This window comes from Aeromonas sp. QDB20, from assembly GCF_027707805.1.
Lineage (GTDB): Bacteria > Pseudomonadota > Gammaproteobacteria > Enterobacterales > Aeromonadaceae > Aeromonas > Aeromonas dhakensis.
On sequence record NZ_JAPCJC010000007.1, the window covers coordinates 19,609 to 32,464 of the forward strand.

The 12,856-nt window shown below is 61.6% G+C and carries 13 protein-coding genes; 1 reads left to right on the forward strand and 12 read right to left on the reverse strand.

Features of this window, described 5'->3' with window-relative positions:
• Positions 1 to 179: 179 nt before the first annotated feature.
• From ispH to murJ, 6 genes are all read right to left on the reverse strand, one after another.
• On the reverse strand, positions 180 to 1,115 hold the full coding sequence (ispH, locus tag PG897_RS10920; protein ID WP_024942017.1) for a 4-hydroxy-3-methylbut-2-enyl diphosphate reductase: 936 nt from the start codon (positions 1,113 to 1,115) through the stop codon (positions 180 to 182).
• A complete protein-coding gene (gene fkpB, locus PG897_RS10925; protein ID WP_043169257.1) occupies positions 1,115 to 1,567 on the reverse strand; it encodes an FKBP-type peptidyl-prolyl cis-trans isomerase in 453 nt (150 codons plus the stop codon). The genes ispH and fkpB overlap by 1 nt, the downstream gene beginning before the upstream one ends.
• Positions 1,564 to 2,067: a signal peptidase II gene (gene lspA, locus PG897_RS10930; RefSeq protein ID WP_017763995.1), complete on the reverse strand. Its 504-nt coding sequence runs from the start codon at positions 2,065 to 2,067 to the stop codon at positions 1,564 to 1,566. Before lspA ends, fkpB begins: the two co-directional genes overlap by 4 nt.
• Positions 2,067 to 4,928: an isoleucine--tRNA ligase gene (gene ileS / locus PG897_RS10935; protein WP_043169261.1), complete on the reverse strand. Its 2,862-nt coding sequence runs from the start codon at positions 4,926 to 4,928 to the stop codon at positions 2,067 to 2,069. The genes lspA and ileS overlap by 1 nt, the downstream gene beginning before the upstream one ends.
• Entirely contained in the window at positions 4,928 to 5,902 is a 975-nt protein-coding gene (ribF, locus tag PG897_RS10940) for a bifunctional riboflavin kinase/FAD synthetase (RefSeq protein ID WP_005308812.1), read from the reverse strand. Before ribF ends, ileS begins: the two co-directional genes overlap by 1 nt.
• Positions 5,903 to 6,044: 142 nt before the next feature.
• Entirely contained in the window at positions 6,045 to 7,610 is a 1,566-nt protein-coding gene (gene murJ, locus PG897_RS10945) for a murein biosynthesis integral membrane protein MurJ (RefSeq protein WP_010635140.1), read from the reverse strand.
• A 191-nt stretch (positions 7,611 to 7,801) separates the two neighbouring features.
• Between murJ and rpsT the strand changes: the two genes are divergently transcribed.
• Positions 7,802 to 8,065, forward strand: a complete 264-nt coding sequence (gene rpsT / locus PG897_RS10950; RefSeq protein ID WP_005308808.1) for a 30S ribosomal protein S20 — start codon at positions 7,802 to 7,804, stop codon at positions 8,063 to 8,065.
• Positions 8,066 to 8,113: 48 nt separating this feature from the next.
• Here the strand turns inward: rpsT and PG897_RS10955 are convergent, their stop codons facing one another.
• The 6 genes from PG897_RS10955 to lgt all read right to left on the reverse strand — a co-directional run bounded on the left by PG897_RS10955 (position 8,114) and on the right by lgt (position 12,824).
• On the reverse strand, positions 8,114 to 8,416 hold the full coding sequence (locus PG897_RS10955; protein WP_005308804.1) for an ArsR/SmtB family transcription factor: 303 nt from the start codon (positions 8,414 to 8,416) through the stop codon (positions 8,114 to 8,116).
• Between the two features lie 49 nt (positions 8,417 to 8,465).
• Entirely contained in the window at positions 8,466 to 9,398 is a 933-nt protein-coding gene (nhaR, locus tag PG897_RS10960) for a transcriptional activator NhaR (protein WP_005308802.1), read from the reverse strand.
• On the reverse strand, positions 9,385 to 9,768 hold the full coding sequence (locus PG897_RS10965) for a hypothetical protein (RefSeq protein ID WP_005308716.1): 384 nt from the start codon (positions 9,766 to 9,768) through the stop codon (positions 9,385 to 9,387). Before PG897_RS10965 ends, nhaR begins: the two co-directional genes overlap by 14 nt.
• Positions 9,769 to 9,788: 20 nt before the next feature.
• A complete protein-coding gene (gene nhaA, locus PG897_RS10970; protein WP_005308714.1) occupies positions 9,789 to 10,979 on the reverse strand; it encodes a Na+/H+ antiporter NhaA in 1,191 nt (396 codons plus the stop codon).
• 226 nt (positions 10,980 to 11,205) lie between these two features.
• Positions 11,206 to 12,000: a thymidylate synthase gene (gene thyA, locus PG897_RS10975; protein WP_042008720.1), complete on the reverse strand. Its 795-nt coding sequence runs from the start codon at positions 11,998 to 12,000 to the stop codon at positions 11,206 to 11,208.
• Entirely contained in the window at positions 11,997 to 12,824 is an 828-nt protein-coding gene (gene lgt, locus PG897_RS10980) for a prolipoprotein diacylglyceryl transferase (RefSeq protein ID WP_017765294.1), read from the reverse strand. Before lgt ends, thyA begins: the two co-directional genes overlap by 4 nt.
• Positions 12,825 to 12,856 lie beyond the last annotated feature (32 nt).

A 12,856-nucleotide genomic window follows, 5' to 3' on the forward strand; every position in this document is an offset into this window, starting at 1 on the left:
TAGGCCGCGAACCTTCGCTTGCAATTCAATCTACTCAAATCTTGGACATACATCATCAAATTTCGCTGCGATCTCACGGCAAAGCGGCCAACAAGAGCCATAAGAATCACCCATGAAAAAGCCACCTCGCTGGAGGTGGCTCAATCAGAGACGGTGTAGTCCCGCAGGGGACGCATCGCTCACAGGATGCGCAGTTCCGGCGGCACTTCAAACACCACGTTCTCTTCACGACCGGGGTGTTCGGCCACCACCTTGCCGCCCAGCTCGCGCAGACGGGTGATGACGGACTGCACCAGCACCTCGGGCGCGGAGGCACCGGCGGTGACACCGATCGCCTTGACTCCCGCCAGCCAACCGGCCTCGATCATGGAGGCGTCGTCGATGAGGTAGGCCTTGGCGCCCACCTTCTCGGCCAGCTCCCGCAAGCGGTTGGAGTTGGAGGAGTTGCGCGACCCCACCACCAGCATGGCGTCCACCAGCCCGGCCATCTCCCGCACCGCATCCTGGCGGTTCTGGGTGGCGTAGCAGATGTCATCCTTGCGCGGCCCCTGGATCTTGGGGAAGTGAGCCCGCAATGCATCGATCACGTCCGAGGTCTCATCCACGCTGAGGGTGGTCTGGGTCACGAAGCAGAGATCGTCCGGGTTCTTCACCTTGAGTTTGGCCACGTCTGCCGGCGTCTCCACCAGATACATGCCGCCCTCGCGATTCTCGTACTGCCCCATGGTACCGATCACCTCAGGGTGGCCGGCGTGGCCGATGAGCACGGCTTCGGAGCCCTTGCGGCTGGCGCGATGGACCTCCATGTGCACCTTGGTCACCAGCGGACAGGTGGCATCGAACACCTTGAGCGCGCGGGACTTGGCCATCTCGCGTACCGCCTTGGAGACGCCGTGGGCGGAGAAGATGACGATGCTGTCGTCCGGCACCTCATCCAGCTCCTCGACGAAGACGGCGCCCGCCTCCTTGAGCTTGTTCACCACGTAGCGGTTGTGCACCACTTCATGACGGACATAGATGGGGGCACCGAACTTCTCCAGCGCACTCTCGACGATGCTGATGGCGCGGTCGACACCGGCACAGAAGCCGCGGGGATTTGCGAGCAGGATATCCATCAGAGCACCTTCTCCTCGTCATCAACCCCCAGGATCTCCACCTCGAAGGTGACGGTGTGACCGGCCAAGGGGTGGTTGAAATCGACCGTCACCGACATCCCTGCCACCGCCCGGACGATACCCGGCAGCTCGCTGCCGTTGGGCTGGTCGAACAGTATGATGGTGCCGACTTTCGGCTCCACATCGGCGCCGAACTTGGCGCGGTCCAGATGGTAGATGTTGTCGGGGTTGGAGAGGCCAAAGGCCTCTTCCGGCGCCAGGGTGAAGCTCTTGCTCTCCCCTTCGCGCAGCCCCAGCAGGCACTGCTCGAAGCTCGGCGTCAGACTGCCGTCGCCCATCCGCAGACGGGCCGGCTTGCCGTGCAGCGCCGTGCTGTCGGCCACCGAGCCGTCTTCCAGCTTGATGGCGAAATGGAACAGTACGCTGCTGTCCGCAGCAATCAGCTGACTCATGAGTTTGCGTCCTGTTTTTTCTCGCCACGCAAGCCGTCCAGCACGATCATGGCGGCACCGATGAAGATGAAGCTGTCGGCCAGATTGAACGCCGGCCAATGGGCGCGCTGCCAGTAGAAGTCGAGGAAGTCGACCACATGACCCAGCACCAGCCGGTCAAACACGTTGCCGAGCGCCCCGCCGATGATCAGCGAGTAGGCGATGCCGCTCCAGCGCTGGGTGACGGATTGCTTGCGCAGCCAGTGGATCAGCAGGCCGCAGATGGCGAACGCCAGCACGGCGAAGAACCAGCGCTGCCAGCCGCCTTGATCCGCCAGGAAGCTGAAAGCAGCCCCCTTGTTGTAGACGTGGACCAGGTTGAAGAAGGGGGTGATCTCCACCCCCGGATAGCCAAACGGCAGCAGCTTGACCACGGCGAGCTTGCTCGCCTGGTCCAGTACGAAGGCCAGCACCGCCAGCCACAGCCAACGCAGGCCGCTTTTATGTTGAGTCATGTTCATCAGGCAAATTGACGAGTTTCGCCGTCACCCTCGACGTTGGTGACGCAGCGGCCACAGATCTCTTCGTGGCCCGCGATGGTGCCCACGTCTTCCACATGGTGCCAGCAGCGGTCGCACTTGGCGGCGGCAGACTGGGCCACGCTCAGCCACAGGTCATCGCGCTCGGTTGCCACGGCCTCAGCCGGTGCGGCATCGACGCTGACCACCTTGGCCTTGGAGGTGAGCAGCACGAAGCGCAGCTCATCGGCCAGGGCGTTCAGACGCGCAGCCAGCTCAGGCTTGGCGAACAGAGTCAGCTCGGCCTGCAGAGAACCGCCGATGCGCTTCTCGCCACGGGCCACTTCCAGCGCCTTGTTCACTTCACCGCGCACGGTGAGGATCTCGGCCCAGAACTCGTCGTTCAGCACTTCGCCCGCTTCCAGCCCGAACAGGCCGTCGTACCACTCCTCGGTGAACACGAACTCGCCGCGCTCGCCCGGCAGCAGGGCCCAGATCTCGTCGGCGGTGAAACTCATGATGGGCGCCATCCAGCGCACCATGGCTTCGGCGATGTGATAGAGGGCGGTCTGGCAGGAGCGACGGGCCAGGCTGTCGGCCTTGGCGGTGTACTGACGATCCTTGATGACGTCCAGATAGAAGGAGCCCATCTCGATGGAGCAGAACTGCATCAGCTTCTGGGTCACGCCGTGGAAGTTGTACTCGTCGAACGCGGCCATGATCTCGGCCTGTACCGCCTTGGCACGGCCTACGGCCCAACGATCCACCACTACCATGTCGGCCGGTGCCACCATGTCGGTCGCCGGATTGAAGCCGTTCAGGTTGGCCAGCAGGAAGCGGGCGGTGTTGCGAATACGACGATAGGCGTCGGCGGAGCGCTTGAGGATCTCGTCGGAGACGGTCATCTCGCCGGTGTAGTCGGTGCTGGCGACCCACAGACGCAGGATGTCGGCACCCAGCTTGTTCATCACGTCCTGCGGGCTCACCACGTTGCCGATGGACTTGGACATCTTGCGGCCCTGACCGTCCACGGTGAAGCCGTGAGTCAGCACCTGGTTGTAGGGGGCCTTGTCCTTCATGGCAACGCCGATCATCAGGGAGGACATGAACCAGCCACGGTGCTGGTCAGAGCCTTCCAGATACATGTCGGCCGGCTTGCCGTTGAACTCGGGACGGGCGTCGACCACGGAGGCGTGGGTAGAGCCGGAGTCAAACCAGACGTCCAGGGTATCGGGCACTTTCTCGTAGTTGTCGGCGTCCGCGCCCAGCAGCTCGGCCTTGTCCAGATCCCACCAGGCCTGGATGCCGGACTGCTCGACCCGCTTGGCCACCTCTTCCATCAGGCGCACGGAATCCGGGTGCAGCGCCTGGGTATCCTTGTGGACGAACAGGGAGATGGGCACGCCCCAGGTACGCTGACGGGAGATGCACCAGTCAGGACGGTTCTCGACCATCGCCTGGATGCGATTCTTGCCCCAGGCCGGGACCCAACCGCTCTGGCCGTGTTCGGCGATGCCCTGAGTCTCGATACGCTCGATCTCTTCCAGGGCGCGCTTGCGCAGACCCTTCTGCTCCATGCTGATGAACCACTGGGGGGTGGCACGGAAGATGATCGGGGTCTTGTGACGCCAGCAGTGCGGGTAGGAGTGGTTGAACACCTTGTGGTGCAGCAGGGCGCCACGCTCGGTCAGCACCTCGACCACGGCCGCATTGGCCTTGAACACGTGCTGGCCGGCAAACAGTTCGGTATCCGGCAGATAGACGCCGTTGCTGCCAACCGGGTTGGCCACTTCCAGACCGTACTTCTGACCGACCACGAAGTCTTCCTGACCGTGGCCAGGGGCGGTGTGCACCGCACCGGTACCGGCGTCCAGGGTGACGTGATCACCCAGCACCACAGGCACGTCGAAGCTGTAGAAGGGGTGGTTGAAGCGCAGCAGCTCGAGCGCCGCGCCCTTGGCGTAGCCCAGGTTGTGGAAGTGCTCGATGCCGGCGCGATCCATCACGTCCTTCACCAGCTCGGCGGCCAGGATCAGACGCTCGGGATTGTCACTCTCGACCTGCACCAGCGCATAGTCGAGATCGGCGTGCATGGCGATGGCGCGGTTGGCCGGCAGGGTCCACGGGGTGGTGGTCCAGATCACGGCAGAGAGGGGTCCCTTGCCGGTGTGGCCTTCGGCGCAGTCAAACTTGGCGGCCACGGCAGCCTCGTCGACGGCCTTGAAGCGCACGTCGATGGAGGGGGAGTTCTTGTCGTAGTACTCCACCTCGGCTTCAGCCAGCGCGGAGCCGCAATCGGTACACCAGTGCACCGGCTTGGAGCCTTTGTGCAGGTGGCCGTTTTCAACGATCTTGGCCATGGAGCGGATGATGTTGGCTTCGGTGCCAAAATCCATGGTCAGGTAGGGGTGTTCCCAGTCACCCAGCACGCCCAGACGGATGAAGTCGGTCTTCTGCGCTTCGATCTGGGTCTTGGCGTATTTGCGGCACTCGGCGCGGAACTCGGCGGCGGAAACCTTCTCGCCCGGCTTGCCGACCATGCCTTCCACTTTCAGCTCGATGGGCAGACCGTGGCAGTCCCAGCCTGGCACATAGGGGGAGTCGAAGCCGGAGAGGCCCTTGGACTTGATGATGATGTCTTTGAGGATCTTGTTGACCGAGTGACCGATGTGAATGCTGCCGTTCGCATAGGGGGGGCCATCGTGCAGAATGAACGAAGGCTTGCCCGCTTTGGCGCGGCGAATGGCGCCGTAAAGATCCTGATCGTACCAACGTTTCAGCATGTTGGGTTCGCGTTTGGCCAGATCGCCACGCATCGGAAACTCGGTTTCCGGAAGATTCAGGGTGTGTTTATAGTCGCTCATCAGTCCTGGGTTCCCTTCTTTTCTAAAAGAGTGCTGGGTAAATGAAATTGTGGCAGCCCGAACCAGGCTCGGGCCGCCAGGGCATCTCGTTCGATCTGCTCTTTCAAGGCGGTGAAAGAGGCAAACTTCTGCTCTTCGCGCAGCTTGTGGCGAAGCAGCACCTTGACCTGTTGACCATAAAGGTCGCCAGAAAAATCAAATAGATGTACTTCCAATCTGGCTTGTGTACCGCTCAAGGTCGGCCGTACACCCACATTGGCGACACCGGGGAAGGTCTTGCCGGAACATATCACTTCCACCGCGAACACGCCACCGACCGGGATCACCTGACGCTTGAGGGCCAGATTGGCGGTGGGAAAACCTATGGTGCGGCCCAGCTTTTCACCGTGAGCCACCCGACCGCTGATGGTATAGGGACGGCCGAGCATCAGCTCCACCTCCGCCATCCGGCCAGCCGCGAGGGCCTCGCGCACCAGCGTGCTACTCACCCGCTGACGGGACAACTGGAAGCTCTGGGTGCTGATCACCTCGAAGCCGAAGCGCCGGCCGGCCTCCTCCAGCAGGTGGAAGTCCCCTTCCCGCCCCTTGCCGAAGCGAAAATCGTCGCCGACCACCAGATAGTGCACGCCGAGTTTCTCCACCAGCAGCTGCTCGATGAAGGTGGTGGCGGACTGCTCGGCAAAGCGGTGGTTGAAGCGCACGCAGAGCATGCGATCGATCTGCATCCCCTTGAGCGCCTCGTACTTCTCCCGCAGGCGGCTGAGGCGGGCCGGCGCCGCAGCGCCGGCAAACAGCTCCAGCGGCTGGGGTTCGAACAGCATGACGCAGGCCGGCAGGCCGAGCTGGGCGGCCTTTTCCTGCAAGCGAGCCAGCACGGCATGATGACCCTGATGGACCCCATCAAAGTTGCCAATGGTCAATACACACCCCCGGTGACGGGGCTTGATATTGTGAATACCGCGGATAAGCTCCATCAGTGCCTTGTGCTTTGCTGCTATGAAAATCGCCGGATTATATATCAGGCGGCACGCCGGGTCAGCCCTGTTGCTGACCCGATTTCAGCCGCTCCGCCCCGACAACAGGTTCAGGCGGGGCTATCTCGCCGCAGGGGCTGACTCAGTCGTCCCGCCCCGCTCTCAGATCTCTTGGCCGGATCCCAAGCGCCAGCAGGACACCGGCATAGATGGCCCCCCCCACGACCAGCAGCATGGCCAGCTGCATGGTCGCCTTGCTCATGTGCCAGGCGCCCCACTGGGCCAGATCCGGCGAGAGGTACAAGAGCACGCCCCCCATCAGCAGGCTGGCGGTCAGCAGTTTGAGACAGAATACCCCGGTGTGACGGGACGGGCGGTAGACGCTCTGCTGATGGAGCCCCCTGAACAGCAAAGCCGCGTTCAGCGTGCCCGAGCAGGCGGTCGAGAGGGCCAGCCCCACGTAGCCGAGCGGATAGATGAAGAGCAGGTTGCAGACCATGTTGGCCGCCATCGAGATCATCCCGATCCGCACCGGCGTGCGGGTATCCTGGCGGGCGTAGTAGCCCGGCGCCAGCACCTTGATCAGCATCAGCGACAGCAAGCCCGTGGTCGATGCCAGCAAACTGGCGCTCGACATGCTCACTTCGTGCAGGCCGAACTCGCCGCGCATGAACAGCACCCGCAGGATGGGCTCGCGCAGCACGGCGATGCCCACCATGGCCGGCAGGCCGAGCAGCATCACCATCCGCACCCCCCAGTCCATGGTACGGGAGAAGTCGGCCGGGTCGGCATCCACGTGCTTCTTGGCCAGCGCCGGCAGAATGACGGTGCTGATGGCGACGCCGAACATGCCGAGCGGGAACTCCAGCAGCCGATCCGAGTAATAGAGGTAGCTGATGGCACCGGTCGCCAGGAAGGAGGCGAGCATGGTGTTGACCAGCAGGTTGATCTGGCTGACCGAGACCCCGAACAGGGCCGGGATCATCAGGGTACGGATCTTCACCACCCCCGGGTGGTGCCAACCCCACTTGGGCCACACCAGCATGTTGAGCTGGCGCAGGAAGGGGAACTGGAACAGGAACTGCACCAGACCGCCGAGGAAGACACCGATGGCCAGCGCCAGCTCGGGGTTGTCGAGCCAGGGTGAAATCCACCAGGCGGCGGCAATCATGGTGATGTTGAGAAAGATAGGGGTAAAGGAGGAGACCCCGAAGCGACCGAAGGTGTTGAGAATGGCCCCCGCCATGGCGGTGAAGGTGATGAACCAGAGGTAGGGGAAGGTGATCTTGAGCATCAGGCTGGCCATCTCGAACTTCTCGGCCGCCGGCCCGCCGTGCAGCCAGTCCCAGAACCAGCCCCAACCAAACAGGGCGGTCAGCACGCCTGACCCCAGCACCCCGAGCAGGGTGACCACGGTAACGATCCCCCCCAGGGTGCCCGCCACCGCAGCCAGCAACTCGCGCACTTCGCTCTCGTCGCCCTTTTTCTTGTACTCCGTCATCACGGGAACAAAGGCCTGGTTGAAGGCACCTTCGGCGAACAGGCGGCGCAGAAAGTTGGGAATGCGGTTGGCAAAGAAGAAGACGTCTGCGGCCACCCCGGCGCCAAGCAGATTGGCGATGACCACATCGCGAACCAAGCCCATCACGCGGGACGCCAACGTCATTCCGGACACTATCATGCCGGATTTGATCAATTTCTTACTCAAGACGAGGCCTCTGGAACTGTCGGAATGAAAAGAATGCTGATAGAATCGGCCGACAGTTTAACCGTCTCCCACCTGACACACCACCGGGGGGCGGTGTTTATTTGCACAAATCATTTGACAATATGTGGTTGAGAAGGCATATTTCCGGGCCTTTTCAATACACTCGCTAAGACAGTTTTAGGAGTTTTACCTTGGCTAACATCAAATCTGCTAAGAAGCGCGCTCTTCAGTCAGAGAAACGTCGTCAGCACAACGCCAGCCGTCGTTCCATGACCCGTACCTACCTGAAGAAAGTCATCGCTGCCATCGCCTCCGGCGACAAGGCTGCTGCGACTGCCGCTTTCGCTGTTGCTCAGCCGATCATGGATCGTATGGCGACCAAAGGCCTGATCCACAAGAACAAAGCTGCTCGTCACAAGAGCCGCCTGTCTGCCCAGATCAAAGCTATGGCTTAATCAGCGTCTGCTGATAAAGCTGAAAAAACCGGCCTTTGTGCCGGTTTTTTATTTCTGTTCGCTGCAGTACAACTTGTGCAGCAACCCTATCATCTCGCGCACCTCGTAGCTGCGCAGCGAATAGTAGACCGTCTGGGCCTCCTTGCGCGTCTCCACCAGTTCATCCCGCCGCAGCACGGCCAGGTGTTGTGACAACGCCGACTGACTCAGACCAAGCCGCTCGTTGAGCTCCCCCACCGACAGCTCCCGCTCCAGCAGCTGACACAGGATAAACAGCCGCCGTTCATTGGCCAGCGCCTTGAGCAGTGCCACCGCCCGGCTCGCATTGGCCTCCATCTCTTCCAGTTGCATCTCATTCCCTCTCGTTCGAGGCAAGAATCATACTCTGTGGCCCGTCAATTTAAAATGACAGGGTTGCCGGTTGAATCATGGCAAAGTCCTCCTGGCCGGCAAACAGGAAGGAGAAATCACTCTCGCACACCCGTTTTACCGCCGGGTGCTGGATCATCCGCTCGGCGAAGATGACGTAGTACTCCTCCATCAGATCCTGGGTCTCGCCCAGCAGCATCACCCCCTCCCCTTCCAGGATCTCCTCCCGGTAGATGGTGGGTGCCATGAAGATGCCCTGGTTGAAGAAGCCGAACGCCTTCATCAGGGCCGCATCGTCAAACTCGCCGAGAATGCTGGGGGAGACCCCCTGCTGCTCGAACCACTGGGTCAGCTGACGACCCATGGCGGTACGCCGGCCGGGGATCAGCAGCTTGCGCTCCTCCAGACAGGCGGGAAACGGCAGCGATGGCAGCGGCGCCTTGCAGAAGAAGCTGACCCCGCAACCACCAAGTCGCTTGGAGAGCAGGCCGGCGTGCTGGCTGGAGTCCACCGGGCAGTCGGAGAGGATCATGTCGAGCTTGTGTTCGCTCAGCTGCTCCAGCAACAACTCGTGGGTCGATTCGAAGCAGCGCAGATGGATGGAGCCATCATTGGGGATGACGGAGAGCAGCACCCGGCTGGCTAGGCGTTTGGAGAGGGCGTCGGCGATGCCGACGTCGAACAGGATCTGGCTCTCCTTGCGGTAGTTGACGATATCCAGCATCTCGTAGGAGAGGCTGAACATCTTGTCGGCATAGCGGAATACCAGCTGGCCCAGCTCGGTAGCCTCCAGGGAGCGCCCCTTTCTTATCAGCAATTTGCCGCCGAGGCGCTGCTCCAGCAGCTTGATCTGGCCGGTGACGGTCTGCGGCGTCAAGAAGAGGGCTTCCGCCGCTTGCGTGACGGAGCCCTTCTTCTGGGTCATCCAAAAATAATAGAGATGGTTGTAGTTAAGGTGTGACATCCGATGGGGTTCCCGCCTGGCGCGGGCTCCGGTAGCAACTGAGTTCAGCCGCCAGAATGTCATACATGTCGCTGATCGAGTCAACCTTGTTCGCGCCGAACTGCTCCTGCAGGTGGGCCTTGAGGCTGACCGGATCCGGCATCCGTTCCCCGCAGTAGCGCTTGTTGGACTGCTTGACCCGCTCGCCGGCCCGGCTGCTCAGTGCCCGCTCGGCGAAGGTCTCACCAAACTGCGCCTTGGCCTGCTTGTCCCCCAGCAGCAGGGCGCTGTCGACCACGCCGCTGAGGTAGGCCGAGCAGCTGGCCGAGGCTGCATCCTGCTGGCAATCCTGCAGACTGCCGGCCCAGGCCGCCTGGCTCAGCGCCAGCATGGCCCACCATCCTACTCTTTTCATAACCCCTCCGTGCTTTGATCGGCCTCCCGGTTCGGGAGCGCCATGCGCAGGGCGAGATAACCGACGATCGCCGCCAGGGTGGATCCCACCAGGATCCCGAGGCGAGAGTAGCTGCCGTAATCCAATCCGCCGTGCTCGAAGGCCAGCGAGGCAATGAACATCGACATGGTAAAGCCGATGCCGCACAGAATGCTGACCGCAAAGATCTGTCTGAAGTTGACCCCAGGTGGCAGTTGGGCAATGCCCAGCTTGACCGACAGCCAGCTGATGGTGAACACCCCGAGCGGCTTGCCGATGAACAGCCCCAGCATGATGCCCATGGGCACCGGGCTCAGCAGGGAGGAGAGACCTATCCCCTCCAGCGACACCCCGGCGTTGGCAAAGGCGAACAGCGGCAGGATCAGGTAGGCACTCCAGGGGTGCAGGGCATGCTCCAGATGCTTGAGTGGCGACTCATAACGCTTGCCGTTGAGCGGGATCATGAAGCCCACCACCACGCCGGCCAGGGTCGCATGGACGCCCGACTTCAGCACCGCCACCCAGAGCACCAGCCCGACCAGCATGTAGAGGCTGATCCGATCCTCGCCGCGGCGATTCATCCACAGCAGGGTCAGGGTCGCCAGGATGCCGATCGCCAGCGCCGTCAGCGACAACTGCTGGGTGTAGAACAGCGCGATGATGATGATGACCCCCAGGTCATCCATGATGGCCAGCGCCAGCAGAAACACCTTGAGACTCACCGGCACCCGCTTGCCCAGCAGCGCCATCACCCCGAGGGCAAAGGCGATGTCGGTGGCGGCGGGAATGGCCCAGCCGGCACGCGCCACTTCGTCCGAGTAGTTGAAGAAGGCATAGATCAGGGCTGGCGCCAGCATGCCGCCCACCGCCGCGATGGCCGGGAAGGTGGCCTGCACCCGGGAAGAGAGGGCCCCCTCCAGCATCTCGCGCTTCACCTCGAGGCCGACCAGCAGGAAGAAGACAGCCATGAAGCCGTCGTTGATCCAGAGCAGCAGCGGCTTGTTGATGTCGAGGGCGGCAATGCGCACCTGCACCTGGGTATCGAGGAAAGCCTGATAGCTGCCGGCCAGGCCGCTGTTGGCCAGAATCATGGCCAGCATGGCTGCCATGATCAGAATTATTCCGGAGGCGGCCTCCAGTTTGAGGAACTTCTTGATTACGTCGCTCATGGTTAAAATATCCACAGTCTTACTTTGATTTGAGTCTATATCCGATAACAATCCGTGAAAAATCGTTTCTTACTGCGAAATACAACGAAAAAACCGAAGGCAAAATCAAACATGCCTGCTATAAGCAGGTTTTTTCTCGGGCGGATATCACTCGAAACTCCCCCATAAGAATGAATATTCTGTGGTTTTTATGCATAAAAAAGGCGCCTCATGGGCGCCTTTCACATCAGATGGCGACGGGCGCCTTGATGCCGGGATGGGGGTCGTAACCCTCGATCTCGAAATCCTCGAACCGGTAGTCGAAGATGGAGTCCGGCTTGCGTTTGATCAGCAGGGTCGGCAGCGGGCGCGGCTCGCGGGAGAGCTGCAGCGCGGTCTGCTCCATGTGGTTGGAGTAGAGGTGCACGTCACCACCGGTCCAGACGAAGTCCCCCACCTCCAGGTCGCACTGCTGGGCCATCATGTGGGTCAGCAAAGCATAGCTGGCGATGTTGAACGGCAGGCCGAGGAAGACGTCACAGCTGCGCTGGTAGAGCTGGCAGGAGAGTTTGCCGTCCGCCACGTAGAACTGGAAGAAGGCGTGGCAGGGAGCCAGCGCCATCTTGTCCAGCTCGCCCACGTTCCAGGCGGAGACGATGATGCGACGGGAATCCGGGTTGTGCTTGATGTCGTCCACCGCCTTCTGGATCTGGTCGATGACAGACCCGTCAGCCGCCGGCCAGGAGCGCCACTGGGCGCCGTAGACCGGGCCAAGATCGCCGTTCTCGTCGGCCCACTCGTCCCAGATACTGACACCATTTTCTTTCAGATAGGCGGTATTGGTGTCGCCGTTGAGGAACCAGAGCAGCTCGTGAATGATGGAGCGCAGGTGGCACTTCTTGGTGGTCACCAGCGGGAAGCCTTCGGCCAGGTTGAAGCGCATCTGATGGCCGAACAGGGAGACGGTGCCGGTGCCGGTACGGTCGGACTTGACGGTCCCCTCATCCAGGATCTTCTGCATCAGGTCGAGATAGGCTCTCATTGTTTTGCCTCCTTCACGGCGTTGCCGAACAGCTGCGGGCGCTTGTAGGCGGCCCAGATCATCAGGGCACCGATGAGGATCATCGGAGTAGAGAGGATCTGGCCCATGCTGATCTCGTTGAAGTAGAGCCCCAGCTGGCTGTCAGGCTGGCGTACGAATTCCACCAGGAAGCGGAACAGGCCGTAGAACAGCAGGAACATGCCGGAGATGGCGCCGCGCGGCGGGTTCTTGCGCCAGAACAGGTTGAGGATGATGAACAGTACCACCCCTTCCAGTGCGAACTGGTAGAGCTGGGAGGGGTGGCGCGGCTCGGGGCCCGCCTCCGGGAAGATGATGGCCCAGGGCACATCGGTGACCCGACCCCACAGCTCGCCGTTGAGGAAGTTGCCGATGCGGCCGACGCCGAGGCCAAACGGAATGAGCGGTGCCACGAAATCGGCCACGGTAAAGAAGTGGCGCTTGGTCTTGTGGGCAAACCAGACCATGGCGGTGATGACCCCGATCAGGCCGCCGTGGAACGACATGCCACCGGTCCAGATCTTGAACAGGTAGAGAGGATCGGCCAGGAACATGTCGAAGTTGTAGAACAGCACGTAACCGACCCGACCACCCAGGATCACCCCGAGGAAGCCGTAAAACAGCAGGTCGGACACCTCGTTGCGGGTCCAGCCGCTGTTCGGCGCATCGGCGCGACGCCCCGCCAGCCACATGGCAAAGGCGAAGCCAAACAGGTACATGAGACCATACCAGCGTACCGATAGTGGTCCCAAACTGAATGCTACGGGATCAATCTGCGAGAAAACCCAATATCCATCGTGCTGCATAAGCGGCCCCAGTCATAAGAAAAGCCGCATTT